The organism is Pseudomonas gorinensis, assembly GCF_042015035.1.
GTDB lineage: Bacteria > Pseudomonadota > Gammaproteobacteria > Pseudomonadales > Pseudomonadaceae > Aquipseudomonas > Aquipseudomonas gorinensis.
On record NZ_CP167125.1, the window covers coordinates 6,144,232 to 6,171,210 of the forward strand.

The 26,979-nt window shown below is 58.9% G+C and carries 32 protein-coding genes and 1 tRNA gene; 14 read left to right on the plus strand and 19 right to left on the minus strand.

The window, feature by feature from the left end; genetic code table 11:
• Positions 1 to 18 precede the first annotated feature (18 nt).
• From hscB to trmJ, 7 genes are all read right to left on the minus strand, one after another.
• Positions 19 to 540 (minus strand): co-chaperone HscB, encoded by a 522-nt coding sequence (hscB, locus tag AB7933_RS28055; RefSeq protein WP_024077294.1) that lies wholly within the window; start codon positions 538 to 540, stop codon positions 19 to 21.
• A gap of 8 nt (positions 541 to 548) precedes the next feature.
• On the minus strand, positions 549 to 872 hold the full coding sequence (iscA, locus tag AB7933_RS28060) for an iron-sulfur cluster assembly protein IscA (RefSeq protein WP_024077295.1): 324 nt from the start codon (positions 870 to 872) through the stop codon (positions 549 to 551).
• Positions 873 to 900: 28 nt separating this feature from the next.
• The gene (iscU, locus tag AB7933_RS28065; RefSeq protein WP_003209682.1) at positions 901 to 1,287 is read right to left on the minus strand and encodes a Fe-S cluster assembly scaffold IscU; all 387 of its coding nucleotides are present in this window, start codon (positions 1,285 to 1,287) and stop codon (positions 901 to 903) included.
• A 99-nt stretch (positions 1,288 to 1,386) separates the two neighbouring features.
• Positions 1,387 to 2,601 (minus strand): IscS subfamily cysteine desulfurase, encoded by a 1,215-nt coding sequence (locus AB7933_RS28070; RefSeq protein WP_024077296.1) that lies wholly within the window; start codon positions 2,599 to 2,601, stop codon positions 1,387 to 1,389.
• Positions 2,602 to 2,651: 50 nt separating this feature from the next.
• A complete protein-coding gene (gene iscR, locus AB7933_RS28075; RefSeq protein ID WP_003238451.1) occupies positions 2,652 to 3,143 on the minus strand; it encodes a Fe-S cluster assembly transcriptional regulator IscR in 492 nt (163 codons plus the stop codon).
• 301 nt (positions 3,144 to 3,444) lie between these two features.
• Positions 3,445 to 4,227: a serine O-acetyltransferase gene (cysE, locus tag AB7933_RS28080; protein ID WP_024077298.1), complete on the minus strand. Its 783-nt coding sequence runs from the start codon at positions 4,225 to 4,227 to the stop codon at positions 3,445 to 3,447.
• Positions 4,228 to 4,229: 2 nt separating this feature from the next.
• Entirely contained in the window at positions 4,230 to 5,000 is a 771-nt protein-coding gene (trmJ, locus tag AB7933_RS28085) for a tRNA (cytosine(32)/uridine(32)-2'-O)-methyltransferase TrmJ (RefSeq protein ID WP_024077299.1), read from the minus strand.
• A 145-nt stretch (positions 5,001 to 5,145) separates the two neighbouring features.
• Here trmJ and suhB point away from each other — a divergent pair, with 145 nt between their 5' ends.
• Entirely contained in the window at positions 5,146 to 5,961 is an 816-nt protein-coding gene (gene suhB, locus AB7933_RS28090; RefSeq protein WP_003175971.1) for an inositol-phosphate phosphatase, read from the plus strand.
• A 128-nt stretch (positions 5,962 to 6,089) separates the two neighbouring features.
• Here suhB and AB7933_RS28095 read toward each other — a convergent pair whose 3' ends face one another.
• The 6 genes from AB7933_RS28095 to queA all read right to left on the minus strand — a co-directional run bounded on the left by AB7933_RS28095 (position 6,090) and on the right by queA (position 12,164).
• Complete coding sequence (locus tag AB7933_RS28095; protein ID WP_024077300.1) at positions 6,090 to 6,632, minus strand: glycine zipper 2TM domain-containing protein; 543 nt, start codon at positions 6,630 to 6,632, stop codon at positions 6,090 to 6,092.
• Between the two features lie 124 nt (positions 6,633 to 6,756).
• Positions 6,757 to 7,671 (minus strand): protein translocase subunit SecF, encoded by a 915-nt coding sequence (secF, locus tag AB7933_RS28100; protein WP_024077301.1) that lies wholly within the window; start codon positions 7,669 to 7,671, stop codon positions 6,757 to 6,759.
• Positions 7,672 to 7,680: 9 nt separating this feature from the next.
• Positions 7,681 to 9,549, minus strand: a complete 1,869-nt coding sequence (gene secD, locus AB7933_RS28105) for a protein translocase subunit SecD (protein WP_041161017.1) — start codon at positions 9,547 to 9,549, stop codon at positions 7,681 to 7,683.
• Positions 9,550 to 9,611: 62 nt separating this feature from the next.
• Complete coding sequence (yajC, locus tag AB7933_RS28110; RefSeq protein ID WP_003175975.1) at positions 9,612 to 9,950, minus strand: preprotein translocase subunit YajC; 339 nt, start codon at positions 9,948 to 9,950, stop codon at positions 9,612 to 9,614.
• Between the two features lie 43 nt (positions 9,951 to 9,993).
• Complete coding sequence (tgt, locus tag AB7933_RS28115; protein WP_003238437.1) at positions 9,994 to 11,109, minus strand: tRNA guanosine(34) transglycosylase Tgt; 1,116 nt, start codon at positions 11,107 to 11,109, stop codon at positions 9,994 to 9,996.
• A 5-nt stretch (positions 11,110 to 11,114) separates the two neighbouring features.
• Positions 11,115 to 12,164 carry a tRNA preQ1(34) S-adenosylmethionine ribosyltransferase-isomerase QueA gene (gene queA, locus AB7933_RS28120; RefSeq protein WP_024077304.1) on the minus strand — a complete coding sequence of 350 codons (1,050 nt, stop codon included), beginning with the start codon at positions 12,162 to 12,164 and terminating at the stop codon, positions 11,115 to 11,117.
• 108 nt (positions 12,165 to 12,272) lie between these two features.
• Between queA and AB7933_RS28125 the strand changes: the two genes are divergently transcribed.
• The 4 genes from AB7933_RS28125 (at position 12,273) to AB7933_RS28140 (ending at position 14,772) form a co-directional block, all read left to right on the plus strand.
• Positions 12,273 to 12,357: transfer RNA gene (locus AB7933_RS28125), tRNA-Leu, on the plus strand.
• Positions 12,358 to 12,607: 250 nt separating this feature from the next.
• Positions 12,608 to 13,735 (plus strand): AAA family ATPase, encoded by a 1,128-nt coding sequence (locus AB7933_RS28130; protein WP_024077305.1) that lies wholly within the window; start codon positions 12,608 to 12,610, stop codon positions 13,733 to 13,735.
• On the plus strand, positions 13,732 to 14,406 hold the full coding sequence (locus AB7933_RS28135; protein ID WP_024077306.1) for a DUF4276 family protein: 675 nt from the start codon (positions 13,732 to 13,734) through the stop codon (positions 14,404 to 14,406). The genes AB7933_RS28130 and AB7933_RS28135 overlap by 4 nt, the downstream gene beginning before the upstream one ends.
• 36 nt (positions 14,407 to 14,442) lie before the next feature.
• The gene (locus AB7933_RS28140) at positions 14,443 to 14,772 is read left to right on the plus strand and encodes a hypothetical protein (RefSeq protein WP_024077307.1); all 330 of its coding nucleotides are present in this window, start codon (positions 14,443 to 14,445) and stop codon (positions 14,770 to 14,772) included.
• A gap of 8 nt (positions 14,773 to 14,780) precedes the next feature.
• Here the strand turns inward: AB7933_RS28140 and AB7933_RS28145 are convergent, their stop codons facing one another.
• On the minus strand, positions 14,781 to 15,416 hold the full coding sequence (locus AB7933_RS28145) for a LysE family translocator (RefSeq protein ID WP_024077308.1): 636 nt from the start codon (positions 15,414 to 15,416) through the stop codon (positions 14,781 to 14,783).
• A 156-nt stretch (positions 15,417 to 15,572) separates the two neighbouring features.
• Between AB7933_RS28145 and AB7933_RS28150 the strand changes: the two genes are divergently transcribed.
• On the plus strand, positions 15,573 to 15,944 hold the full coding sequence (locus AB7933_RS28150; protein WP_024077309.1) for a PH domain-containing protein: 372 nt from the start codon (positions 15,573 to 15,575) through the stop codon (positions 15,942 to 15,944).
• Between the two features lie 80 nt (positions 15,945 to 16,024).
• Here AB7933_RS28150 and AB7933_RS28155 read toward each other — a convergent pair whose 3' ends face one another.
• Complete coding sequence (locus AB7933_RS28155) at positions 16,025 to 16,543, minus strand: hypothetical protein (RefSeq protein WP_024077310.1); 519 nt, start codon at positions 16,541 to 16,543, stop codon at positions 16,025 to 16,027.
• Positions 16,544 to 16,787: 244 nt separating this feature from the next.
• Here AB7933_RS28155 and AB7933_RS28160 point away from each other — a divergent pair, with 244 nt between their 5' ends.
• Genes AB7933_RS28160 through AB7933_RS28170 form a run of 3 tightly spaced genes read left to right on the plus strand, consistent with a single transcriptional unit; the run spans position 16,788 to position 18,855 of the window.
• Entirely contained in the window at positions 16,788 to 17,942 is a 1,155-nt protein-coding gene (locus AB7933_RS28160; RefSeq protein ID WP_024077311.1) for an S-type pyocin domain-containing protein, read from the plus strand.
• Positions 17,943 to 17,949: 7 nt separating this feature from the next.
• Positions 17,950 to 18,207, plus strand: a complete 258-nt coding sequence (locus tag AB7933_RS28165) for a colicin E3-like toxin immunity protein (protein WP_024077312.1) — start codon at positions 17,950 to 17,952, stop codon at positions 18,205 to 18,207.
• A gap of 24 nt (positions 18,208 to 18,231) precedes the next feature.
• Positions 18,232 to 18,855: a DUF3916 domain-containing protein gene (locus AB7933_RS28170; RefSeq protein WP_024077313.1), complete on the plus strand. Its 624-nt coding sequence runs from the start codon at positions 18,232 to 18,234 to the stop codon at positions 18,853 to 18,855.
• Here AB7933_RS28170 and AB7933_RS28175 read toward each other — a convergent pair.
• The 3 genes from AB7933_RS28175 to AB7933_RS28185 all read right to left on the minus strand — a co-directional run bounded on the left by AB7933_RS28175 (position 18,852) and on the right by AB7933_RS28185 (position 21,635).
• Positions 18,852 to 19,424 carry a hypothetical protein gene (locus tag AB7933_RS28175; RefSeq protein ID WP_024077314.1) on the minus strand — a complete coding sequence of 191 codons (573 nt, stop codon included), beginning with the start codon at positions 19,422 to 19,424 and terminating at the stop codon, positions 18,852 to 18,854. The two genes, AB7933_RS28170 and AB7933_RS28175, sit on opposite strands and share 4 nt — an antisense overlap.
• Positions 19,425 to 19,623: 199 nt before the next feature.
• Positions 19,624 to 20,976, minus strand: a complete 1,353-nt coding sequence (locus tag AB7933_RS28180; protein WP_024077315.1) for a sensor histidine kinase — start codon at positions 20,974 to 20,976, stop codon at positions 19,624 to 19,626.
• Positions 20,973 to 21,635, minus strand: coding sequence for a response regulator (locus AB7933_RS28185; RefSeq protein ID WP_024077316.1), 663 nt, complete (start codon positions 21,633 to 21,635; stop codon positions 20,973 to 20,975). The genes AB7933_RS28180 and AB7933_RS28185 overlap by 4 nt, the downstream gene beginning before the upstream one ends.
• A 147-nt stretch (positions 21,636 to 21,782) precedes the next feature.
• On the opposite strand from AB7933_RS28185, the gene AB7933_RS28190 reads away from it, so the two are divergent.
• The 5 genes from AB7933_RS28190 to AB7933_RS28210 all read left to right on the plus strand — a co-directional run bounded on the left by AB7933_RS28190 (position 21,783) and on the right by AB7933_RS28210 (position 26,585).
• Complete coding sequence (locus AB7933_RS28190; RefSeq protein ID WP_041161018.1) at positions 21,783 to 22,049, plus strand: PepSY domain-containing protein; 267 nt, start codon at positions 21,783 to 21,785, stop codon at positions 22,047 to 22,049.
• Positions 22,049 to 22,594, plus strand: a complete 546-nt coding sequence (locus AB7933_RS28195) for a cytochrome b/b6 domain-containing protein (RefSeq protein WP_024077318.1) — start codon at positions 22,049 to 22,051, stop codon at positions 22,592 to 22,594. The genes AB7933_RS28190 and AB7933_RS28195 overlap by 1 nt, the downstream gene beginning before the upstream one ends.
• Positions 22,595 to 22,616: 22 nt before the next feature.
• Positions 22,617 to 23,885, plus strand: coding sequence for a sialidase family protein (locus tag AB7933_RS28200; RefSeq protein WP_024077319.1), 1,269 nt, complete (start codon positions 22,617 to 22,619; stop codon positions 23,883 to 23,885).
• Positions 23,885 to 24,496, plus strand: coding sequence for a hypothetical protein (locus AB7933_RS28205; RefSeq protein ID WP_024077320.1), 612 nt, complete (start codon positions 23,885 to 23,887; stop codon positions 24,494 to 24,496). The genes AB7933_RS28200 and AB7933_RS28205 overlap by 1 nt, the downstream gene beginning before the upstream one ends.
• A 67-nt stretch (positions 24,497 to 24,563) precedes the next feature.
• Positions 24,564 to 26,585, plus strand: coding sequence for an LTA synthase family protein (locus AB7933_RS28210; RefSeq protein WP_024077321.1), 2,022 nt, complete (start codon positions 24,564 to 24,566; stop codon positions 26,583 to 26,585).
• On the opposite strand, the gene AB7933_RS28215 is transcribed toward AB7933_RS28210, so the two are convergent.
• The gene (locus AB7933_RS28215) at positions 26,586 to 26,960 is read right to left on the minus strand and encodes a c-type cytochrome (protein WP_024077322.1); all 375 of its coding nucleotides are present in this window, start codon (positions 26,958 to 26,960) and stop codon (positions 26,586 to 26,588) included. It abuts the gene before it with no gap.
• Between the last annotated feature and the right edge of the window lie 19 nt (positions 26,961 to 26,979).

The following is a 26,979-nucleotide window of genomic DNA, read 5'->3' on the forward strand; positions in this document are numbered from 1 at the left end:
ATCACGGGCAGCACTGGGTTAATCGTCGAGGCGCTCTTCTAGCTGGCGCACTTCGTAGGAGAGCTTGTCGAGGAACTGCATGCGCCGCATCAGGCGTTCGGCCTGTTCACGTTGCGCCGCATCATTCCAACAGGCTGCGAAGCTTTCGTTGAGCTCATCCTGGGCGGTTTTCAAACGACGCTTGAAGACCGCGACACCCGCCAGATCGGCTTCGTCCTGCAAGTCTTCGAGCTCTTCGCGCCACTGCATCTGCTGCATCAGGAAGTCCGGGTCGTGCACCGTGACTTCCAACGGCAACTCGCCACCATTCATCGCGAGCAGGTAACGCGCGCGCTTGGGGGGACTTTTGAGCGTCTGATAGGCTTCGTTGAGGCTGGCCGATTGCTCCAGCGCCAGGCGTTGCTCACGCTCGGAAGCGTCAGCGAAGCGGTCCGGATGCACCCCACGCGCCAATTCACGGTAGCGCGTGGCAAGCTGCTCGAGGTCCAGCCGAAAGCTCGGCTGCAGCTCGAATAAAGCGAAATGACAAGGAGTGCCCACAAATAGCCTCAGATGTTGAAGCTTTCGCCGCAGCCACATTCACCGCGTACGTTGGGGTTGTTGAACTTGAAGCCTTCGTTCAACCCTTCCTTGACGAAATCGAGTTCGGTGCCGTCCAGATAGGTGAGGCTTTTAGGGTCGATAATCACTTTCTCGCCGTGACTTTCGAACACCTGGTCCTCATCAACCACCTCGTCGACAAACTCCAGCACATAGGCAAGGCCGGAACAGCCCGTGGTGCGCACACCCAGACGAATCCCCTCACCTTTACCGCGCCCATCCAGGGAGCGTCGCACGTGCCGTGCAGCCGCTTCTGTCATGCTGATAGCCATCGTTGACTCCTTACTCGTCGCCAAATGCTTAGATCAAGCCTTTCTTCTGCTTGTAGTCGCGAACGGCCGCCTTAATGGCGTCTTCTGCGAGTACGGAGCAGTGGATTTTCACTGGCGGCAGGGCCAGTTCTTCGGCCAGTTGGGTGTTGCTGATCGTCACAGCCTCATCCAGGGTCTTGCCTTTCATCCATTCGGTCGCCAGGGAGCTGGAGGCGATGGCCGAACCGCAGCCGTAGGTCTTGAACTTGGCGTCTTCGATAACGCCCGCCTCGTTGACCTTGATCTGCAGGCGCATCACATCGCCGCACGCCGGAGCGCCGACCATGCCGGTGCCGACATCTGGGTCTTCCGCGTTCATCTTGCCGACGTTACGCGGGTTTTCGTAGTGGTCGATGACCTTTTCGCTGTAAGCCATGGTACTGAATCCTCACTCATCAGGGCCGCTCTGTAACCCTGTAGAAACGCCTGCGTTTTCCGCCACGTTCCTACAGAGCTGGGGTGGCGGCTTCTATAGTTAGTGTGCCGCCCACTCGATCTTGGAAATGTCGACACCGTCTTTGTACATGTCCCACAGCGGCGACAAAGTGCGCAGCTTATTGACGGCTTCGCAGACTTTCTGCGCCGCGTAGTCGACTTGTTCTTCGGTGGTGAAGCGGCCAAACGTAAAGCGGATCGAGCTGTGCGCCAGTTCGTCGTTGCGGCCCAGGGCACGCAGCACGTAGGACGGCTCAAGGGAGGCCGAGGTGCAGGCCGAACCGGACGAAACCGCCAGGTCCTTGAGCGCCATGATCAGCGACTCGCCTTCGACGTAGTTGAAGCTCAAGTTCAGGTTGTGCGGTACACGGGCGGTCATGCTGCCGTTGATGTACAGCTCTTCAAGGTTTTCGACCTGCTTGTAGAAGCGCTCGCTCAGGGCCTTGATGCGCAGGTTCTCGGCAGCCATATCTTCCTTGGCCACACGGAAAGCTTCGCCCATACCAACGATCTGGTGGGTCGCCAGGGTGCCCGAACGCATGCCGCGCTCGTGACCGCCGCCGTGCATGGTGGCTTCGATACGTACGCGGGGCTTACGGCTCACGTAGAGCGCGCCGATGCCTTTAGGGCCGTAGGTCTTGTGGGCCGAGAACGACATCAGGTCGACTTTCAGCTTCGACAGGTCGATATCGACCTTGCCGGTGGACTGAGCAGCATCGACGTGCAGCAGGACACCTTTGGAGCGCGTCAGCTCGCCGATGGCCGCGATGTCGTTGATGGTCCCGATTTCGTTGTTCACGTGGATCACGGAAACCAGGATGGTGTCTTCACGCAGCGCGGCTTCGATCATGGCCGGGGTGACGATACCGTCGGTGGTTGGCTCGAGGTAAGTGACCTCGAAACCTTCACGCTCCAGTTGGCGCATGGTGTCGAGGACAGCCTTGTGCTCAATCTTGGTAGTGATCAGGTGCTTGCCTTTGGTCGCGTAGAAATGCGCCGCGCCCTTGATTGCCAGGTTGTCGGATTCGGTGGCGCCGGAAGTCCAGACGATTTCGCGCGGGTCTGCACCGACCAGGTCAGCGACCTGGCGACGAGCGTTCTCCACCGCTTCCTCGGCTTTCCAGCCGAAAACGTGGGAGCGGGAGGCCGGGTTGCCGAAGTTTCCGTCGACCAGCAGGCATTCGCTCATCTTTTGTGCGACACGCGGATCAACCGGCGTGGTCGCTGAGTAATCAAGGTAAATCGGCAATTTCATGGACTTTCTCCTAAATCAGGCTGGCTGGCGTGCCGTTAGCTCTTCGGCTGTCACTCGACGGCGGACGCTTCAATCTTGTCCAGACGCGGCGCCTTGGTGTTGCAACGGCGCTGGTCCTGACGCTGGGCTACTTCTTGCACCTCACGGCGAGTCACAAGATCAGCCAAGCTGATACCACTCAAAAACTCATGGATCTGCAGGCTCAAGTCACACCACAAGTGATGCGTCAGGCAAGTGTCGCCGGCGTGGCAGTCACCCAGGCCCTGGCATTTGGTCGCATCGACGGATTCGTTGACCGCGTCGATGACCTGGGCCACCTGGATGCCCTGCATCTCGCGGGACAGTTGATAGCCGCCACCTGGCCCACGCACACTGGAAACCAGATTGCTGCGGCGCAATTTGGCGAACAGTTGCTCAAGGTAGGACAGGGAAATGCCTTGGCGCTCGGAGATATCGGCCAGGGACACCGGCCCAGTTTGCGCGTGCAAGGCCAAGTCAAGCATGGCGGTTACCGCGTATCGGCCTTTTGTAGTCAGTCTCATGGACAAGTACCAAGGTGTTTCAGAATGGGAGCAAGTATGCGATTCCCGAGTATTTAAGTCAACTATAAGACCTAGTACTTTAGTCAGGATTACCCGTAAAAAGGGCGCGCGAATCATAGCAGGATGGGGTGGGGACGAACAGCGGGAACAGGACCGGATGGGAATTGCTGGATCAACGGAGATCAAATGTGGGAGGGGGCTTGCCCCGATAGTGGTCTGACAGCTGACGAATGCGTCGACTGACCCACCGTCATCGAGGGCAAGCCCCCTCCCACAGGGGTTTTGTGGTGACGATGAGACTTCAGCCGGCCTTGCTTGCAGCTTCGTCCTTGATCTCGGCGAAGTCCTCTTCGCGCAGCTCAGGCAAGTCTTTCGCACAGTAGCTGCTGCCCAGCTCCTTCAGCGCGCCACACATGCCGTCCAACTTGCCGTCCACCGCTTGCAGGTGGTCAAGCAACTGGCCGATGGCGCGCGCCACCGGGTCGGGCATGTCTTCGCTGACACCGTAGGCATCGAAGCCGATCTTCTCGGCCATGGCCTTGCGCTTGGCTTCCTGCTCATCGCCCACTTCCGGCTTGACGATGATCCGCCCGGGAATACCCACCACGGTGGCGCCGGCCGGCACGGCCTTGGTCACCACGGCGTTGGAACCGACCTTGGCACCAGCCCCTACCGTGAACGGGCCAAGCACCTTGGCGCCCGCGCCCACCACCACGCCGTTCCCCAGCGTCGGGTGGCGCTTACCCTTGTTCCAACTGGTGCCGCCCAAGGTCACTCCCTGGTACAGGGTCACGTCATCACCAATCTCGGCAGTCTCGCCAATCACGATGCCCATACCGTGATCGATAAAGAAGCGACGCCCCACCTTGGCCCCCGGATGGATCTCGATCCCGGTCAACCAGCGACCGAAGTTCGACACCAGTCGCGCCAGCCATTTCCAGCCCATATTCCACAACGCACCGGACAGGCGGTGGATCCAGATAGCGTGCATGCCCGGATAGCAGGTCAGCACTTCAAAGGCATTGCGTGCTGCCGGGTCACGATGGAAAACACTCTGGATATCTTCTCGCAAACGCTCGAACATTTTTAATCCTTCCGCTTAAGAAGCTCGCCACGGGCCGCTTTCTGGGTTTCCGTGAGGATGCCACGCAATATATTCATTTCCGCTCGACTGACCGAGCTGCGCCCGTACAACCGACGCAGGCGCGCCATCAAGTGCCGTGGTTTTTCCGGATCGAGAAATTCGATGGCCACCAGGGTTTGCTCCAGGTGTTCATAGAACCGCTCCAGCTCGTCCATGGTGGCCAGTTCGCCACTTTTGGTCGACGCAACTTCATCCTTCTCGACCTTGCTCGGCTGGCCTTCAGCAGCCAGCCAGGCCATGCGCACCTCGTAACTCAGCACCTGCACCGCTGCCCCGAGGTTCAGCGAGCTGAACTCAGGGTCTGATGGGATGTGCACGTGATAATGACATCGCTGCAGCTCTTCATTGGTCAGGCCGGAGTCTTCGCGACCGAAGACCAGGGCGATTTCAGCGCCACCGACCGCCTCTTCCACCACTTTGGTCCCGCATTCACGCGGATCCAGCAGTGGCCACGGAATGCGCCGGTCGCGGGCGCTGGTGCCGAGCACCAGATTGCAGCCGACCAGGGCGTCTTCCAAGGTGGCGACGATCTGGGCACTTTCAAGGATGTCATTGGCGCCAGATGCACGAGCATCAGCCTCGTGGTGCGGGAACACGCGTGGTTCGACCAGCACCAGGCGCGTCAGCCCCATGTTTTTCATGGCTCGCGCCACCCCGCCGATATTGCCGGGATGACTGGTATTGACCAGGACGACACGAATGTTTTGCAGCAAGGGAGGCGCTCTCGGACACAGGAAAGGGGAGCAAATCTTACAGAACAGCCTAAGGTTATGCCATGAAAGCTCACGTCGTCCTTCACCTGAAGAAAGTTTCTGCTAGAATGCTCGGCTTTCTTTAACAACCTTAGGTGACACATCCATGCAGCCCATGCTGAATATCGCGCTGCGCGCCGCCCGCAGCGCCAGTGAATTGATCTTCCGCTCCATCGAGCGCCTGGATACCATCAAGGTCGACGAAAAAGACGCCAAGGATTATGTATCCGAGGTGGATCGCGCCGCCGAACAGAAAATCATCGACGCCCTGCGCAAGGCCTACCCGACCCACGGCATCCTCGGTGAAGAAACCGGCCTGCACAAAGGTAGCGGCGAAGGCGAAGACTACCTGTGGATCATCGATCCACTGGATGGCACCACCAACTTCCTGCGCGGCATCCCGCACTTTGCCGTAAGCATCGCGTGCAAATACCGCGGCCGCCTGGAACACGCCGTTGTCCTCGACCCGGTTCGCCAGGAAGAATTCACCGCCAGCCGTGGCCGTGGCGCCCAGCTCAATGGCCGCCGCCTGCGCGTCAGCGGTCGCACCAGCCTGGACGGCGCCCTGCTGGGCACCGGCTTCCCGTTCCGCGATGACCAGATGGACAACCTGGAAAACTACCTGGGCATGTTCCGCGCCCTGGTTGGCCAGACCGCCGGCATCCGCCGCGCCGGTGCAGCCAGCCTGGACCTGGCCTACGTGGCTGCCGGCCGTTTCGATGCGTTCTGGGAATCAGGCCTGTCCGAGTGGGACATGGCTGCAGGCGCCCTGCTGATTCAGGAAGCAGGCGGCCTGGTGAGCGACTTCACCGGCGGCCATGACTTCCTTGAAAAAGGCCACGTCGTTGCCGGCAACACCAAATGCTTCAAGGCGGTCCTGACGGCGATCCAGCCGCACCTGCCAGCCTCGCTGAAGCGCTAAGCGAGCGAGCACAAAAAAGCACCCCTCGGGGTGCTTTTTTTATGCCTGGGATTTGAAGACCAGTAGCAACACACAACAAATATGGGAGGGGGCCCCTCCCATACTTTGAACTGAACCAGGCTTTGGGATTACTGCTGGTTCTGGCCCAGGACGAGACGCCCTTCCTTGTCGACCGGAATTTGGCCGCCTGGATCACGGTCCATACGTACCGAGCCTTCCTTGCCATCCAAGGTGTAACGCACGTCGTACCCGACTACCTTGTCACTGATGTCGTTAACGGTGTTACAGCGCGTTTGCGTGGTGGTGTAGGTATCGCGGTTCTGCATGCCTTCCTGAACCTTGTTACCGGCGTAACCACCACCGACAGCACCGGCCACGGTGGCCAGTTTCTTACCATTACCGCCGCCGATCTGGTTACCCAACAAGCCACCAGCCAGCGCACCGACCACCGTACCGACGATCTGGTGTTGATCCTGCACCGGCTTCTGCCGGGTCACTGCGACGTCCTTGCAGACCTCGCGAGGCGTTTTAATCTGGGTTTTCACCGGCTGCACTGCCAGCACTTGCGCATACTCAGGGCCGCTTTTTACCAGGCTGTAGGTGGCAACAGCACCCCCGGCAGTTACACCGACAGCACCCAATACCGCACCAACCAGTAACGACTTGTTCACGTTGAACCTCCTGACCATCACAAACGGACCGAAAGATCCGCGCTATACCCAGCCTTGGAGCAAAAAAAAAGGCACGAGTTCAATACTCGTGCCTTTTTTGTAACAGCTGATCAACAAACGCCCATCAAGGACGGTCGTCGACCTCCTTGCCGGTGCTGGCCGGAGGGATCAGGTCTTCGCTGTTGAGGTTCAGCCAGATCAGTACCACGTTGGCGATGTAGATCGACGAGTAGGTACCCGCCAGGACGCCAATAAACAACGCCAGGGAGAAGCCCCACAGGTTGTCGCCACCAAAGATCATCAGGGCCGCGATCGCCAGCAAGGTGGAGATCGACGTCGCCATGGTCCGCAGCAGGGTCTGGGTGGTGGAGATGTTGATGTTCTCGATCAGCGTCGCCTTGCGCAGCACCCGGAAGTTCTCACGAACCCGGTCGAATACCACGATGGTGTCGTTGAGCGAGTAACCAATGATCGCCAGCACCGCGGCCAGCACGGTCAGGTCGAAGGTGATCTGGAAGTACGCCAGGATACCCACGGTCACGACCACGTCGTGGATCAGCGACACAATGGCGCCGACGCCGAACTTCCACTGAAAGCGAAAGGCCAGGTAGATCATGATGCCGACCAGCGCCATCAGCATGCCGAGACCGCCCTGGTCGCGAAGCTCTTCACCCACTTGAGGGCCGACGAACTCGACGCGCTTGACCGACGCCGGGTTATCGCCGCCGACCTTCTGCAAGGCTTCGGCGACCTGATGACCCAGTTGTGGGTCTTCGCCAGGCATACGCACCAGCAGGTCAGTGGTTGCACCAAAGCTCTGCACGATGGCTTCGTGATAGCCGGCCTTGACCAGCTCACTGCGCACCAGGGTAACGTCGGCCGGCTTCTCGTAGGTCAGCTCGATGAGCGTACCGCCGGTGAAGTCCAGACCGTAGTTCAGGCCCTTATGGAACCAGCTGAACAACGCCAGAACGGTAAGGAGCACGGTGACGCCGAACGCAATATTGCGAACGCCCATGAAGTTGATTGTACGTAACATGGCAGCCCCTTAAATCCACAACTTCTTGAAGTCACGCCCGCCAAAGATCAGGTTGACCATTGCGCGGGTCACCATGATGGCCGTGAACATCGAGGTAAAGATACCGAGGGACATGGTTACCGCAAAACCTTTGACGGGGCCGGTGCCCATGGCAAAGAGAATCCCGCCGACCAGCAATGTGGTCAGGTTGGAGTCGAGAATCGCGGTAAATGCCCGGCCGAAGCCTTCGTTGATTGCACGCTGTACGGTCATGCCGGCGGCGATCTCTTCACGAATCCGCGAGAAGATCAGCACGTTGGCGTCCACCGCCATACCCATGGTGAGTACGATACCGGCGATACCTGGCAGGGTCAGCGTAGCGCCCAGCAGCGACATCAGGGCCAGCAGCATCACCATGTTGCCCGCCAGGGCCACGGTGGCGATGATGCCGAAGAAGCGGTAGATGGCGATGATGAACAACGAAACGAACAGCATGCCCCACAAGGCTGCGTCGACGCCCTTGGTGATGTTGTCGGCGCCCAGGCTCGGGCCAATGGTGCGTTCTTCAGCGAAGTACATCGGTGCAGCCAAGCCACCGGCACGCAGCAGCAGGGCCAGCTCCGAGGATTCGCCCTGGCCGTTCAGGCCAGTGATGCGGAATTGAGCACCCAGCGGCGACTGGATGGTCGCCAGGCTGATGATCTTCTTCTCTTCCTTGAAGGTCTGTACCGGCACGTCTTTCTCGACGCCGTTGACCATTTGCTTGGTGTAGGTAGTGATCGGACGTTGCTCGATGAAGATCACCGCCATACTGCGACCGACGTTACTGCGCGTGGCGCGGCTCATCAGTTCGCCGCCGTGGCCATCCAGGCGGATGTTCACTTCAGGGGTACCGTGCTCGCCGAAACCGGCCTTCGCGTCGGTGACCTGGTCACCGGTAATGATCAAGCCACGCTCGATCTGCGCCGGAGGGCGGTTGCCTTCACGGAACTCGAAAGTCTCGGAAGTGGCCTTGGAAGCACCCGGCTCGGCGGCCAGGCGGAATTCCAGGTTGGCGGTTTTACCCAGGATACGCTTGGCTTCTGCGGTGTCCTGCACGCCCGGCAGCTCAACCACAATGCGGTTGGCGCCCTGACGCTGAACGATCGGCTCGGCCACACCCAGCTCGTTGACGCGGTTACGTACCGTGGTCAAGTTCTGCTTGATCGAGTATTCGCGGATTTCCGCCAGCTTGGCCGGGGTCATCGCCAGACGCAGCACCGGTTGACCATTGAGGTCGGCCGGTACGATGTCGAAATCGTTGAAGTTCTTGCGGATCAGCGCACGGGCCTGTTCGCGGGACGCTTCGTCAGAGAAGCCCAGCTGGATGGCACCGTTGAGCTGCGGGAGGCTGCGATAACGCAACTTCTCTTTACGCAGCAGGCTCTTCACGTCGCCTTCGTAGACTTTGAGGCGTGCGTCGAGGGCCTTGTCCATGTCCACTTCCAGCAGGAAGTGCACACCACCGGACAAGTCCAGACCCAGCTTCATCGGGTGCGCGCCAATGCTGCGCAGCCATTTTGGCGTGGTCTGTGCCAGGTTGAGCGCGACAACGTAGTCGTCGCCCATGGCCTTGCGCACAACATCCTTGGCCGGCAATTGGTCTTCTTGCTTGGTCAGGCGCAACAAGCCGCCTTTCGCATCAGCTGCCAACGTTGCCGCCTTGACCTGGATGCCCGCATCGGTGAGCGCCTTGCTCGCACGTTCCAGGTCAGCCTGATTGACCTTCAGCGAAGTGCTGGCGCCAGAGATCTGGATCGCAGGGTCATCAGGATAGAGATTGGGAGCGGAATAAATAAAACCGATCGCCAGCACCGCCAGGATCAGTACGTATTTCCACAGAGGGTATTTGTTCAGCATCACGCCGCCCGCTTATAACGCGGGGCGCCTTGCGCGCCCCGTCGATTGGTAAAGGTTGTTGCTTAGATCGCTTTGAGCGTGCCTTTAGGCAGCGTGGCGGCGATAGCGCCCTTCTGGAACTTCATTTCTACGGTGTCGGAGACTTCCAGGACCACGAAAGCGTCGGAAACCTTGGTGATCTTGCCGGCGATACCGCCAGTGGTCACGACTTCGTCACCTTTCTGCAAGCTGCCCAGCAGGTTTTTCTGCTCTTTGGCGCGCTTGGCCTGTGGACGCCAGATCATCAGGTAGAAGATGACCAGGAAACCGACCAGGAAAATCCACTCGAAACCACCGCCCATAGGGCCGGCAGCAGCAGGCGCAGCGGCGTCAGCCATGGCGTTAGAGATAAAAAAGCTCATTTAGCACTCCAGTTGCAAATAGTGAATCTTAGGGTCGGAAAACTCAGTCCAAGGGCGGCACAGGGAGCCCGCGCTTGGCATAGAAGGCATCGACGAAGGCGGCCAATGTACCCTGTTGAATAGCCTCGCGCAAACCAGCCATCAGGACTTGGTAGTGACGCAAATTGTGGATGGTATTCAACATGCTACCCAGCATTTCCCCGCACTTGTCCAGATGGTGCAGATAAGCACGGGAGAAGTTCTGGCAGGTGTAGCAGTCACAGGTGGGATCCAGCGGCGATTCATCATGGCGATGGAACGCGTTACGGATCTTCAGCACGCCTGTATCGATGAACAGATGCCCATTGCGGGCATTACGGGTTGGCATCACGCAATCGAACATGTCCACACCGCGGCGCACACCCTCTACGAGATCCTCCGGTTTGCCAACGCCCATAAGGTAACGAGGTTTTTCAGCGGGCATCAGGCCCGGCAGATAATCCAGCACCTTGATCATTTCGTGCTTGGGTTCGCCCACGGACAGGCCGCCAATGGCAAGACCGTCAAAGCCGATCTTGTCGAGGCCTTCCAGCGAGCGCTTGCGCAGGCTTTCATGCATGCCGCCCTGGACGATACCGAACAGCGCCGCGGTATTGTCACCGTGGGCGTTTTTCGAGCGCTGGGCCCAACGCAGCGACAGCTCCATGGAAATCCGCGCGACGTCTTCGTCAGCCGGGTACGGCGTGCATTCGTCAAAAATCATCACGATGTCGGAGCCCAGGTCGCGCTGGACCTGCATCGACTCTTCCGGGCCCATGAACACTTTGGCACCGTCCACCGGCGAGGCGAAGGTCACGCCCTCCTCCTTGATCTTGCGCATGGCCCCCAGGCTGAACACTTGGAAACCACCGGAGTCGGTGAGGATCGGGCCTTGCCACTTCATGAAGTCATGCAGGTCGCCGTGCTTCTTGATCACTTCCGTGCCCGGACGCAGCCACAAGTGAAAGGTGTTGCCCAGAATAATCTCGGCGCCGGTGGCGACGATGTCGCGCGGCAGCATGCCTTTGACGGTGCCATAGGTGCCCACGGGCATGAAGGCCGGGGTCTCTACCGTACCGCGCGGGAAAGTCAGGCGACCACGACGGGCTTTGCCGTCGGTGGCGAGCAATTCAAACGACATACGACTCATAGTTGTTCCTCTGGGCCGCGCGGCGCCGGATTACGGGTGATAAACATCGCATCACCGTAGCTGAAAAAACGGTACCCATTGTCGATGGCGGCCTGATAAGCGGCCATGGTCTGCGGATAACCGGCAAATGCCGACACCAGCATCAACAGCGTGGATTCCGGCAAATGGAAGTTGGTCACCAGGGCGTCGACCACGTGAAACGGCCGGCCTGGGTAAATAAAGATATCGGTGTCGCCACTGAACGGCTTGAGTACGCCATCGCGCGCCGCGCTCTCCAGGGAACGCACACTGGTAGTGCCCACTGCAACGACGCGCCCGCCACGCGCCTTGCACGCATTCACCGCGTCCACGACGTCCTGGCTGACCTCCAGCCATTCGCTGTGCATATGGTGGTCTTCGATCTTATCCACACGCACCGGCTGAAACGTGCCGGCCCCCACGTGCAGGGTCACATAGGCGCTCTCGACGCCCTTGGCGGCGATTGCATCCAGCAGCGGCTGGTCGAAATGCAGCCCGGCAGTCGGCGCGGCAACCGCCCCCAGGCGTTGCGAGTACACCGTTTGATAGCGCTCGCGGTCCGAGTCTTCGTCGGGGCGATCTATATAAGGAGGCAACGGCATATGACCGACGCGCTCCAGCAGCGGCAACACTTCCTCGGCAAACTTGAGTTCGAACAACGCATCATGGCGCGCAACCATCTCGGCTTCGCCACCGCCATCGATCAAGATCGTCGAACCCGGCTTGGGCGATTTGCTGGAACGCACATGGGCCAGCACGCGATGGTTGTCCAGCACCCGTTCCACCAGAATTTCCAGCTTGCCGCCGGAGGCTTTCTGGCCAAACAGCCGCGCCGGAATCACCCGGGTATTGTTGAACACCATCAGATCTCCTGGGCGCAAATGCTCAAGCAAATCAGTGAATTGACGGTGTGCGAGGGCACCGCTCACCCCGTCCAGGGTCAGCAGTCGACTGGCGCGACGCTCGGCCAAAGGGTGGCGAGCGATCAGCGAATCAGGGAGCTCAAAAGTAAAGTCAGCAACGCGCATGATGGGGTTCGTCTAGCAGGGCCGGGAAGTCTAGCGGAAATAGTCAAAATTGACCATGAAACGTGATTGACCAACGGTAATCTCATCTCTATACTTCGCCGCCATTGAGCCCTGATGGCGGAATTGGTAGACGCGGCGGATTCAAAATCCGTTTTCGAAAGGAGTGGGAGTTCGAGTCTCCCTCGGGGCACCATCTTAAAAAAAGACCTTGAAATTCAAGGTCTTTTTTTTCGCCTGAAGAAAAGTGGTTGCTGGCTTGCCTCAGCTGTCTTAGCCGCAATGACCACCACTCAAAGCGTTGGTATTAGGTAGAAAAGATTAGCGTTAGGATGAAGCTATCAAGTGACGAGCCAGTCTCTAAAATCAATGGCAAACTCCGCGACAGCTATCAATGACAGCAGCCTGGTCTCGACGAATAGCGGCGCTAAAGGAATCAAGCAGCAATGAGCACAAAGAACCCCATCAGTCGGCTGACGATCAAGGGATTTAAGTCAATCAAGAACCTTGAAGACTTCCGCCTGGAAAGCTTGAACGTACTGCTGGGTGCCAATGGCGCAGGCAAGAGCAGCTTCGTTGCTTACTTTCGTATGCTCAGCGAAATGATGGAGTCGCGCCTACAGACATGGACCACCCAACAAGGCAAGGCAGATCGAATTGTCAGCTTCGGGGTGAAGGAAACGACGAGGATCTTCTCCTACGTTCACTTTGGCCTTAACGGTTATGAGTTCGAGCTGGAGTCGACCGTTGATGGAGGGTTTGTTTTTGCCAATGAACGACTTTTTTTTGAAGGCCCCATGTATGGGTCTGAATGGATTCCCCTCGGCTCAGGACACCAAGAGGCCAAACTCAAAAAAGCGTTCGACGTAAAACAATTCCAAGCCCCTTACAAAAATAACGTCGTAGCGTACTGCTATGAATCGATTTCCAGCTGGAAGGTTTTTCACTTCCATGACACCAGCGAAACAGCAAGTGTCAAACGCTACGGCCCTGTTCACATCAACGACTACCTAAGGCCCGACGCCTCGAACCTGGCGGCTTATCTGCATCGCCTATCCACTGAGACGCCTGAAGTCTACGACCAGATCCGCAAGACCATCCAACTGGCGATCCCGTTCTTCGACGATTTTGTACTCCGTCCGGTGCGCTTAGACACACAAGAAGAACTGATCAATTTGCAATGGCGACAAAAGGACAGCGATTACACCTTCTGGCCCAGTCAACTCTCGGACGGCTCGATTCGTTTCATGTGCCTGGTAACCGCCCTCCTTCAGCCCGACCCACCATCGACGATCATCATCGATGAGCCGGAGTTAGGCCTGCACCCTTATGCAATCACTTTGCTGGGTTCGCTGTTACGGTCTGCCTCTACGCGAATGCAGGTGATTGTTTCAACGCAATCAGTCCCACTGGTAAACGAGTTCTCTATCGATGACTTGATCATCGTTGAGCGGGAAAAGGGAGCAACTGTCTTCAAGCGTCTGGACGAAAAAGCTTTCGAAACGTGGTTAGACGACTACTCAGTAGGCGAGTTGTGGGAGAAAAACATCTTGGGCGGGAGGCCGCGTAAATGATTCGAGTGCACGTCATTTGCGAGGGCCAGACAGAGGAGATGTTCATCAACGAAGTGTTGGCTCAAGCCTTTCACCACTTGGGTATTTACCTGATGCCAGCGCTGATCGGTAAACCAGGCCACAAAGGCGGCAACTTTCGCTTTGAGCGCCTGCTCAGCGATGTTGAAAAACGCCTGCTCGGCGACCGCCAAGCCTATTGCACCACGTTCTTTGATTTTTATGGTCTGCCCGAAGAGTTTCCTGGAAAAGCGAATGCCGCCGGCAAAAACTCCATGGATGAAAAAGCCGATTGCCTGCTAGAAGCCATGGTGGAAAGGCTAGCGATCGAATTAGGTGATGACGCCATGCGCCGATTCATTCCCTATGTGCAGATGTACGAATTCGAAGGTTTGCTTTTCAGTTGTCCACGGCGACTTGCCACGGGCATCAACCAGCCCAACCTTGAAGATCGGTTTATGCACATACGGAATGAGTTTGAAACGCCGGAAACCATCAATAACAGCCCGATGACGGCGCCGAGCAAAAGGCTTAAGACGCTTTATGCGGGTTACGACAAGCCGCTGCACGGCTCGTTGGCGGCCATTGAAATCGGCCTGCCAGCGATACGCGAACAGTGCAGTCGCTTCGATACCTGGCTAAGTGAAATGGAAGCTTTGCAGCCGGTTGCCTGAGGCGCCTGCTGGCGACACATTAAGGTAAACAGCACCATGGAATTGCAACTGGAAGCAGTCGCCTTGTTCTCGCACAAACTGGCCTATGAAACAGAAGGTGAGAGTCCGATACTGCGTGATGACCCGATCATGAGCGAATACGAGCGCGAGGTATTCGGGCTGTTGGTCCGCAACGGCGAGATCAATATCATCCAGCAAAAACTGGACGAATGCCTGGCAGTGGCACTCAGCTCCTTGGGCGGCGTGAATACCGTGATGGGTCGCGAGCTGCAACGGCTGACGTTGGATGTGCGCCAAGCATCGACACTGCACGAACTCAATGCCCCACTCAACGCACTCAAGGATTACCTGAAGGCGATCCAGTAACGTGCGGTTCAGCGACGCCCTTCCACCGCCATCCGCACCGCCAGCCCCATCAGCACCGACCCCATCAGCCAGCGCTGCACCACCTGCCAACCCGGTCGGGTGACGAAAAACACCGCGATGGAGCCGGCCATGGTGGCAATCACTGCGTTGACGCTCACGCTGATGAAAATCTGCGTAAACCCCAGCACCAGGGATTGGGTCAGCACACTGCCATGACCGTTCGGGTCGATGAACTGGGGCAGTAACGACAAATACATCACCGCCACCTTGGGGTTCAGCAGGTTCGTCACCAGGCCCATGGTGAACAGTTTGCGTGGGCTGTCCTTGGGCAAATCCCGCACCTGGAACGGCGATCGCCCACCCGGCCGAATTGCCTGCCAGGCCATATAGGCCAGGTACAACGCACCGCCGAAGCGCAGTGCGTCATAGGCAAATGGCACCGCCATGACCAAAGCCGTGATCCCCAAGGCCGCGCACACCATGTAAACCAGAAAACCCAACGCCACGCCGCCCAGGGAAATCAACCCGGCCGTGCGGCCCTGGCAGATCGAGCGGGAGATGAGGTAAATCATGTTCGGGCCGGGCGTGAGCACCATGCCGAGTGAAATAAGCGCATAGGCCAGCCAGCTGGACAGTTCGGGCATTGTTGGGCTCCTGGGGTGTTATTTTGTCGACGTGAAACATTTGGCCAAGGTTATAGGCTTGGACCCAATGGTAGGGCGTTCAAAATGCGCGCGTTAGATACAGATCCGCGAGCAAAACGGCATACACCACCGCACCACTCACCCAAGGCCAGGCCCATGATCGACTTCAACAACAAAGGCTTTTTCAAACTCAAACAGAACAACGAATACGCCGAACGCGTATCGGCCCTGCTGCTGGACGGCGAAGAAGTGATCGACGCCTACAAAGCCATGCGCGACGGCGTGGTCTTCACCACCAAGCGCATCATCGCGGTGAATGTGCAGGGGATTACCGGCAGCAAGAAGGACTTCACCTCACTGCCGTATAAAAACATCGTGGCGTATTCGGTGGAGACGTCCGGGACGTTTGATCTGGATTCGGAGTTGGAGATTTACTTCTCGTCGCTGGGGAAAGTGAAATTCGAGTTCACCGGCAAGACCTCGATCGTTGAAATCTCCCGGCTGATTTCCAAACACCTGTTGACTTGATCACCACACAAAAAAAGACCTTGGCCCCCAAGGTCTATCGCTGCCGAGACGCTATGAGTGGCGCGGGCGGTACTCAAACCTCACGCCACTTCCCAGACTTTGATAACCACTTCTCCATTACCGCCATCATCCAGGATGAGCGTTTCGCTCTTATCCCCCCAGAAGCTAATCCGCTGGTACCAATCCAGCCAGTTGCTCTCCAGGTCTTTCTGCTCACTGGAGCAAGAGATGACGACCTGGATTTTCAGCGTCTTTTCAGCTTTGGGTACCCACTTCGCCAACTTCAGCCGGTCATTGAGGATCTTGTTTCTCCATTTACTTTGGGTCCACGCATGCGCTGTCGCAACCTCAAGGAATACCTGCGTCCCCTCGTTTCCACAGACGCGCAGGTCCCCGAGAAACTTTGATGTGTTGTCCGCAAAAGACTGCTTGTAAGCAGGCTTGGGAAAGGCTTCGTAACCCCGGTCAACAAAAGCAGTAAAAATCTCCCAATTGACCCACTCTTCAAATGAGTAGCCGGTATGTGCAAAGCGGGTGACTTGTTTGGCTTTCGGGGCGAAGTGATCAGAGAGAATCTGGCAAAAGTCCTGCAGGGTCATAAGGTCTTCCTTGGGAGTAGTGATAGAGGGTGCCTCAACAACTGATTTACGCGGCTACCCCACGCATTGCTTTATCGTCATGAGGCTGGAAAACATGAAGAGTCGCCTCAAAGGTAGAAAAATACTCGTCAAGACTCGTCGCGTTTCAGCTGACTTTTCTCACGTACTTCATCGAACATTGCGAGTGTCAGGTTTCCGTTATCGTTAATAGGCTCACTCCCTCGCACAAGGAAGTGAGCCCGTCATGTCAGAACGCGCGTATCCCATCACCGAAGAAGAACAACTCAAGCAGCGCATCCTGAGCCGACAGCCGACGCCAGCACCCTATTTTCCGGCAATCGACATATTCGCCCCTCCCCCAGCGCCAACCTCGGCACCCGCCAAGCCAGCCGGTTGCGTGTTCACCAAACCCTGCAAGCTGCCCGACGGCATCATTCGCTACGCAAACCCCACCGGCTACGTACCGCTTGAGCTGATCAAGGACTACGGCCATTTCAGCCTGTTGGGCGGGCGCGAAGTCGGTACCCGGGGCGTCGTTGCCCTAAGCAAGATCAGCGGCAGCGCCCTGCCTGTTGGCCTGGGGCAGCTGGCGTTGCGCTCGGCAGTTCTGGAATCGACGGCGGCGGCTGCCGGCACGATGGCGGGGGGTCTGCTCGCCGGTCTGGTGGCGTTGGTGTGGCCATCGGAACTGGGCGATAGCGCGCTGTACAGCGAGGAACAATTGCGTTCGTTGCAAAAAGCGCGCTCGCAAATGCGTCTGCACATTGAGCAGGGCGAGGACGGCACCCTCAAGGGGTATGGGTTTTACACGGGCAACCATGCCGATTGGCAGATGATTGATGTGGTGCAGTTCCAACACCGTGGCGATCAATTCGTGGCGGATTTGGATGAGGGCGTGGAGCTGATTTGGACGCCCGCGGTTGATCCAAGTGACACGCTGGGTATTCCGGCCTTGGAGGCTGCGCCGCAAGCGCCGGTGATCTGGATTTACCCGCCGACGGAGAAGGCAGCGCAGATTCTGGTGAACCCGATTTATCCGTCGGAGTATCGGGATTTTATTCTGGTATTCCCGGTGGAGTCGGGGGTTCGGCCGCTGTATGTGGTGGTTAGTGTTAAGGCTGGGGATCACAAGTACCACAAGGCTCCTAATACGGAACAAATAACTGGCTTTGAAAGCCTGATAAAAGCAAAACCCATGACTCCCAGACAGGGAGGTGCCGGGCTGAGAGAGCGTTGGATTGAGGAAAAAGGCCGGAGGATCTATGAATGGGACTCGCAACATGGAGAGTTAGAAGTTTATCTAGCAAGTGATGGGAGCCATTTAGGTGCGTTCAGCCACATAACCGGCGAGCAGCTAAAAGGACCGAAAAAAAAACGAAACATCAAAAAATATCTATGAGGACCACATGGGGATAATAGTGAGATTGGAATGGTTCGACAGAACCACAGAGTGGCTACGCGGAACGGAGAACTCAGCGGACTTAGGAAACGACTACTCCGTTATTTCTAAACTTGGGCTGTCGGTAGACGAGGACGTCAATAACGGCATGTTTGAACTGCGGCGGGAATGGCTATCACTAATACAGACACACTTCGCTCATGAGATTGCTCTTTCAGAAAGCGACTACTTCATCGCGTTTGATTACGAAGATACAAACGAATAACGCAGACTTGGAGAATTCAGCTTCATGCGCAGACTGTCACTGACAAACAAAAAACTCCGCAACATCCCCAGGCACCTCAGAGCCCTGACCCGCTGGGCAGATAGCTTCGAAGGCTGCTTTTACGAAGAGTTACCGTCGCAACCCGACTACGTAAATGAAAGAATCCCCGTTATCGAAAATCTTGTGGAAGGTAATCAAACCACACCGAAAATCCTGGCGCATTGCGCTCAACAGTTGATCAAGGTTGCAGGCCACCTGGTTGAAGCACGATCAGACGAAGACCCTGAGTGCTGGGTTGTTGCCTGCATTATGGTCCCGGACATGTTCTCCAGCCGAGTCTGTGTCTACACCGACAAAGCCCGCTATCTCGGCCACACCCAACCCTTCGACTACGAGTACTTCCGCCAAACCCGTATCACCGGCCGAAGCCTTGCTCGTGAATGGGAGTTGGTCGTTCCGCCAGGCATCCACGAAGCTGGCTTTCACTTCATCCACGAGGACGAAAAAGGAAACGTTTTCGAATCAGAGCATTGGTACTTCGGCGAAGTCAGCACGACCGATGAAGACCCCGGCGGAGAGCGCTGGAAGTATCAAACCTTCAGGTCCTTCCAAGCGCAGCACTCGCATTTGTTCGGGCCGGCCATCTAACCCTCTTTCGCCTCACTCCCCTCCCCCCCAATCAACACCCGATTCGCCGGATCCGTAATATCAAACACCTGCTGCGCACACCCAGAACGGTCAAACTTGAACTGGAACTCCACCAGATACACCTTGGCCTTCTCCGGGCTGAACGTGCTCATCACCGGCCCGCAGCTGTAGTAAGCCCCGGTGCCCTGGCTGCGCGCCGAGCTGGACACGGTAAGTTTCTTGCCAGGATCCGCCTGGATCTCCAACTGTGGAAAACGCTTGAACCCGGCGCTGGCGACAGTCTGGTTGAGCTTGGCGATCCAGTTGAAGACCTTGCCTTCGCCGGTGTCCATCACGGTGCCAAGCGTTTCCGGGCGTTGGTCGGGGTCGCCTTCGCGGCGGATGGCGAATTCGACGGGGTTGGTGCCGCCGCTGGCCTTCATGATGACTTTGGCGTGGTCCGCGTCGACGGCCACGGTTTTCTGACGGAACTGGATACCGTCCTTGAGCAGGCTGGGCGATGAGTCACGTTGGTTCGATTGGCAGGCGCACAGGGCCAGGGCGAGGGAGAGCAGCGCGATTCGCTTCACGGGAGGATGTCCTTATCAGGGTGAAAGACGATGATAACTGGACCGGTGATTAAACAGAATGTTCCGCAGTGGAAAGTCCGCGATGCAGGGCTGCGGCCTGACAGGCTTACCGAGGTGATCCCATCGCGGCCTCGCCGGGGCTCGACAGCTCCCACATTTGATCTTCGTCGCGACTGACATTGCGTTCACACATTTCGCGTCAGCTCTCGTCAAACACCAACCGCGCGCACAACCCGCCTCGCTCACGATTATGCAGCGCCAACCGACAGCCGATCTTGCCGACGATCATCTGCACAATCGCCAGTCCCAGCCCTGCGCCATTGGCGTTGCCCTGGCTGTAAAAGCGCTCGAACAAGCGCCCGATTTGCGCCTCATCAATCCCCGGGCCCTGGTCTTCCACGCTCAAGCAATGGACGCCAATCACCACTTTCACCTCGCCCCCCAGCGGGGAGAAGTTGAGGGCGTTGGTCACCAGGTTCTGCAACGCAATGGCCAGCGCCACGGGGTCGGTCTCGACCCAGCACTCCTCGTTCCCTTCCAGCACCAATTCCACGTCTTTTTCCATGGCCAGCGGGGTCAACTCGGCGAGCTCTTCGCGCACCAACTCGGTCAAGTGCACACGGCTGCGCGTAGGGTTGTTCAGTTGCGGTTCGATGCGCGCCATTGTCAGTAACTGGCTGCCAATGCGCGTCGCACGATCGACCCCATTGACCAGAAAATCCAACGCCTCACGCCGTTGTTCTTCAGTGCCGGCGATTTGGGCGTTTTGCGCATGGATCCGCAGGATCGCCAGCGGTGTGCGCAGCTCATGGGCCGCGTCAGCGATAAAACGGCGTTCGCGTTCGAGCAGTTCGTCGACTTGGACCAACAACCGATTGAGCGCGGTTTGCATGGGCTCCAAGTCGCTGGGCAAGGGCTTGAGGTGCAGCGGCTGCAAGGTGTCGGTGTTGCGCCCGCGAATCTTGCGGGCCATGGCACGCAAGGGCTTGAGGCCCCAGCCGATCACCAGCCAGATCAACAGCGCCAGCAGCGGCACGCCGATCAGGGTCGGCCAGAGGGTGTGGCGCACGATGCGCTGGATCAGGTCCTGGCGAATGTCGTCGCGCTCGCCCACCCAGATCAGCAGGCCCTGTTGCGGGTCGGCGAGGAGGAACGCGCACCAGTCGTTGCCGTTGTCCACAATGTCATGGGCGCCGAGGGTAGCCGGTGGGGCCGCCAGCACGGGCGCCTCGGTGGAACGCACCAGCAACTCACCATCGGTGCGCCACACCTGGAAGGTCAGGCGGGTTTCATAGGGATGGGCAACGCCCTCCTCACCCACGCGGCTCATGGCCTGGTCAAACGCCTCATACAAGCGGTTCCAGTCCGCTTCGCCGGGGTCGCGTTGGCGCAGGACGCCTTGCAACAAGCGTGCGCTCTGGGCGAGTTGCGCGTCGTAGACTTCTTCGATTTCGTGGTGACTGTCGCGCAGCACCAACCAGCTGATCAGGGCGTCGCCGAGCAGGATCAGTACCAGGACGGGAACGAGGATGCGCGCGCGAACGGAAGTCATGGTTTGAGCACCAGCACATAGCCCACGCCGCGCACGGTGCGAATCAGCTCGGTGGATAACTTCTTGCGCAGGTTATGGATCAATACTTCCAGGGTGTTGCTCTCGACACGGTCCTGCCAGCCATACAACGCGCGCGACAGCCGCTCGCGGGTCACGACTTTGCCGGGGCGCACCATCAGTTGGTGCAGCAGTTGGTATTCCATGGGGGTGACGATGATGTCCTCATCCTGATAGCGCACTTGCTGGGTGGCCGGGTCGAGGCTGATGCCAGCGTGTTCCAGCATCGGTTGCGCACGGCCCTGGCTGCGGCGCAACAAGGCGCGCACACGGGCCTTGAGCTCCTCCACGTCGAACGGCTTGACCAGGTAATCATCGGCACCGGCGTCCAAACCGGCGATGCGCTCGGCGGTGCCGTCGCGGGCAGTGAGGATCAGCACCGGCAGGTCGTGCTGCTCGGCGCGCAGTTGCTGCAACAGATCCAGGCCATCGAGGCGCGGCAGGCCGAGGTCGAGCAGCAACAGATCGAAGCTTTCCGTGCGCAGGGCATGCAAGGCCGCGACGCCATCCTGCAGCCAGTCGAGGGTGTAGCCCTCAGCGCCCAAGGCCACCCGGATCCCTTGGCCGAGGGCACGGTCATCTTCGACAAGCAGCAGGCGCATAACGAATTCTCTGTAGGAAACGGCGGCATCATGCCGGGTTCTGAGCGGGGCTATTTCGGGAAAGATGTTACGACTCGTTGCCAACTAAGCTTGCACTAAGGTTGGTTTTGCACTGTGAAATCTCCCACAACTGCTGAGAGCTTTTCCATGCGCAAAATTCTCCTGCTGTCCCTGGTCATCGCCAGCCCCCTGGCCCTCGCCGGCCCGCAGTGCACCACCGCCGAGCGTTCGCAATGGCAAGACGAAAAGGTCTTCCAGGACAAGCTCAAGGCCGAAGGCTACGAGATCAGCAAATTCAAGGTCACCGACGGCAACTGCTATGAGATCTATGGCTTCGACAAAGACAAACGCAAGGTCGAGATCTACCACGACCCGGTCACCGGCAAAGCCGTGAAGACTGAGATCAAAGGCTGATGCCAGGCGAATCCCTGCGCCTGTGGGACCCGCTGGTGAGGCTGTTTCATCTGTCCATCGCCGGGGTCTTCGTTGCCAATTACTTCTTTAACGAAGCGGGCGACGACTGGCACGTCTGGCTGGGCTACTACGCCATGGCCTGGCTGCTGGTTCGAACAGTGTGGGGATTCATCGGGCCGCGCAGTGCGCGTTGGGCAGATTTCTGGCCGACGCCAAAGCGGCTCAATGCCCATGTACGCTCGCTGTTCAATGGCCGGCCGCACCACCGCCTGGGCCATTCGCCGCTGGGTGCGCTGGTGATGCTGCTGATGTTGCTGGCCCTGCTGACCATCGGCATCAGCGGTTTCCTGATGCAGGAAGTCGACGCCTTGTGGGGCGCCGACTGGCCGCTGCAGACCCACGAGACCGCAGCCAATCTACTGCTGGGCTTGGTGAGTGTGCATGTGCTGGCGGCGGTATTCGAAAGCATCCAGGTACGGGACAACCTGCCGTTATCCATGCTCACCGGTCGCAGGAAGCGCCTGCCGGATGAGCGTGCGCAGTAATCCTTTTCCCGACAGGTGCTCTATGCGCTCCGCTCTATTGATTTGCAGCCTGCTCGCGGTGTTTTTCGCCGCCTGGCAGAGCCATCCGCCCCATGTACTGGCACCGTTTGCCGAGGCCAGCCCGAACACCGCCAAAGTTGCGGCGCCCGCGCAGTACAGCAGCCGGTTCGTGTCCTCCCAGCTCACCGACTTTGTGCATTCCTCTTCCGTCACTGCCCTGCCTGGCGGCGACCTGATGGCCGTGTGGTTCGCCGGCTCGCGCGAAGGCGCCGCCGATGTGCAGGTGCGCACCGCACGCTTCGATGCACGCACCGGGGAATGGGGCGCCGAGCAGGTGCTGGCGACCCGGGAAAGCACCCGCGACGGCACCCAGCGTTATATCCGCAAACTGGGCAACCCGGTGATCGCCATGGCGCCGGACAAACGCCTGTGGATGTTTTATGTGTCGGTGTCGGTCGGCGGCTGGGCCACCAGTGCGATCAACGTGATGGTGTCGGACGACCTCGGTGCGAACTGGTCGGCACCGAGGCAACTGGTGACCTCGCCGTTCTTTAACATCAGCACCCTGGTGCGCGCCGCGCCGGTGTTCCACGCTGACGGCTCCATCGGCCTGCCGGTGTACCACGAGTTCATGGGCAAGTTTGCCGAGTACCTGTACTTGAGCGCCGATGGCGCAGTGATCGATAAATTCCGCATCAGCCGCGGCAAGAACTCCCTGCAACCGACCATCGTGCCGCTGGACGGCAAGCGCGCCATCGCAATGCTGCGCTACGCCGGCGACACCCATCACCGCGTCCTGGCCAGCCGCACCGAAGATGCCGGGCAGACCTGGAGCGAGCCCTATCCGCTGGAGCCGGCCAACCCCAACTCGTCGCTGGCGGCAGTCGGCACGGTGGACGATGGTTTGCTGGTGGCCCTCAATGACCTGCAAGACGGCCGCTTCAAGCTCAGCCTCTACGGTACCGACGCCCAGCTCAGCCAATGGCGCACGGTGGCGCAGTTGGACCAGTCTCCGGACCCGCTCGGTCAACCGTTCTCTCCCGAAGCTTACAAAGCGATCATTGGCGAAGGCTTCCGCGCCTCCAGCGGCGCCAAGCGCCTGCCCTTGGAAGAGCGCTTTCTCAGCAGCCTGGATTACCGCGTATGCAAACCCCGTGGTTGCGATTTCGAGTACGAGTACCCCTATTTCAGCCGCAGCCCGGACGGCATGTACCACCTGGTGTACTCATGGAATAACACCTTCATCAAACATGTCAGCTTCAACGAAGCCTGGCTGGAGGAGCGTCTCTGATGGTTTCTCTGTGGCAAGCCCATTTGAGTTTTGTGCTGCTGGGGTTTGTGGCGCTGTGCGCCCTGCGCGTCACCGCACCTTGGCGACCGTGGTTGCTGCCGGTGCTGGTGGCGGTGAGTTTTATCCCAGTCAACGAGCTGCCACTGGCGGCGTATGTACGCAGTTTTACCGATGACTTGGCGATCAGCACGTTGGTGTTGCTGGCGTGGGTGGGGCTGTGTCGATTGGGGGTGGTGCAGCCGCTCAGGCGCCCCCATCAGGTGCAGATGTTGCTGCTGTTTGGCCTGCTGAGCCTGGTGCTGTATCCGGCCACGTTGGGCCTGACGTATGTCGACCCGTACCGCTGGGGTTTCAACCCGCGGCCGATGATCGTACTGGTGGCGGCCACCGCCCTGTTGATGCTGTGGCTGCGGAATACGCTGGCGGTGTGGATGTTGGCGATGGGCACGTTGGCTTTTGCGTTACGGCTCAAGGCGTCAGAAAACTATTGGGATTATCTGGTCGACCCGCTCTTGGCGGGCTACTGCGTGGTCGCTGGACTCATGCAACTAAAACTGTGGGAGGGCGCTTGCTCCCGATGGCGGCGTGTCAGTCAGTACATCCGGCACTGAACGCCCCCCATCGGGAGCAAGCCGCTCCCACATTGGACTTGTGTTGTTTTAAACAATGGGAAAATAGATGAGTGCGTTGCAATCACGCCGCCTGCGCTATGGCGTGGGCGCGATCGGGTGGGTGTTTGTGTTGCTGGCGGCATTGCGGCTGGTGTTTGTGCTGGGTTTTTCCGGCCTGGATTTGAACACCCCGGCGCTGTTGGAAACCCTGGGTATCGGCCTGCGTTTCGACCTGCGCCTGGCGGTATTGATCCTGCTGCCGCTGGCCGTGCTGGCGTGGTTGCCGCGCTGGAACCTCACCACCCTGCCGGCCCTGCGCTGGCTGGCGCGCGGTTATCTGGCCATCGCACTGGCGGTGGTGGGGCTGGTCTACATCATCGATTTCGGCCACTACGCCTACCTCGGCGTACGTATCAATGCGACGGTGCTGCGTTACCTGCAAGACGCGCAAATTTCCCAGCAGATGGTGTGGGAAACCTACCCGGTGCTATGGATAACCGCCTGCTGGCTCGCGGCGGTGGCGCTTTGGGTCTGGGCGTTGGTCCGCCTGGAGCGGTTGACCCTGGATCGAGCGCCCACCGCCATCGGCAAGCCGGCACTGGCGGTGGTGAGTGTGATGGGTGTCGTCGCGGTGCTGCTCGCCCTGCTCGGGCGTGTCGCCCATCTCAACCTGGAAAACCCGGTCCCCCTGCGCTGGAGCGATGCATTCTTTTCCGGCAACAGCCAACTGGCCGCCGTGGGCCTGAACCCGGTGCTGTTTTTGTACGACACACTCAAGGTCGGCCAATCGCAGTTCGATGAAGCCCAGGTCCGCCAGTATTACCCGCAAGTCGCCCAGTACCTGGGCGTGGCCCAGCCCGATGCCCAGTCCCTGAGTTTCATCCGCGAACAAGGCGTGCAACCCTATCGGCTGGGCGGCGAGCAACCGCCCAACGTCATCTTCGTGATGCTCGAATCCCTCGGCACCAGCGCCGTGGGCGCCTATGGCAACCCGCTCAACCCCACACCGAACCTGGACCAGCTGGCCACACAAAGCTGGTTTTTCAAACACTTCTACGTCCCCGTCACCGGCACTGCCAAAACCGTGTGGGCCAGCATCACCGGTGTGCCGGATGTCACCCGTCAGGAGACGGCCACGCGTAACCCGCTGATCACTCGGCAACACACGCTGATCAATGCGTTCGAGGGGTACCAGAAGTTCTACATGATCGGCGGCAATGCCGGCTGGGCGAACATCAATGCACTGATCCGCCAGAGCATCGACGGCGTGCAGCTGTTTGAAGAAAGCCACTGGCGCTCGCCCCGGGTCGACGTATGGGGCATATCCGACCTGGACCTCTTCAAGGAAGGTGACGCGCTGTTACGTGCCGTGCCCAAGGGCCAACCGTTCTTCGCCTACCTGCAAACCTCGGGTAACCATCGGCCCTTTACGATCCCCAAGTTCAACGACGGCTTCGAGGTCAAACACCTGTCGCTGGAGCAAGTCCAGGCCGCCGGCTCGCGCAGTGTCGAGCAGTACAACGCCGTGCGCCTGCTGGACTACAACATCGGGCGGTTGATGGAGATGGCCAAGGCGGGCGGCTATTACGACAACAGCATTTTTGTGTTCTTCGGCGACCACAACACCCGCATCAGCCAGATCCCGCATATGGCGCCGGCTTTCGAGCAGTTAGGCTTGGAAAGCAATAACGTGCCGCTGCTGATCCACGCGCCCGGCCTGTCACCACGGGTCATCGAAGAGGCCGTCGGCCTGGCGGATCTGCTGCCCACGGTGGCCGGCATGGCGGGCATTCCTTTTCGCAACGGCACACTGGGCAGGGATATCCAGCAACCCGCACCGGAGGGCGAGCGCATGGTGCCGTTGGTGTTGCGCGAAGGCACATTCCCGATCATCGGTGGCGTAACCCAGGACTTCCTGTTGCAGATGCAGCACGACGGCAGTTCCCCCACCCTGCATGACCTGGCATCAGCGACGCCCCGTGACGACGTCGCCAACCAGCACCCCGAGGCCTTTCAACGCCTGCAGGCGCTGACCCGGGGGCTGCATGAGAGTGCGCGGTTGATGCTGTTCAGGAATGTGCGGGAATGATCACTGGGGTTGGAATGTCTCGAGGTAGGCCAGGATATTGTCGATCTTTTCCGGGTCACTGATGCCCCAGAAAATCATGCGCGTGCCGCTCACCACCTTCTTCGGCGCCTCGATATAGGCCGCAAGCTTGTCTCGGGTCCAGACCACGCCGGAGTTCTTCATCGCGTCTGAATACTGGTAGTCGGTGGTGGTGCCGGCGGGGCGGCCGATGATGCCGTTGAGTTCGGGGCCAAACCCACCGCGGGCCCCTTCGCCGATGCTGTGGCAACCGCCGCAGGTCTTGGCGAACAGCTTGCCGCCCGCCTCGGCATCACCGGCGGCATACGCCGAGCCCGTACTGAGGACCAGGGCGAGGGAAAGGAAGGCGTACTTCATGAGTGACTCCACATCGGAC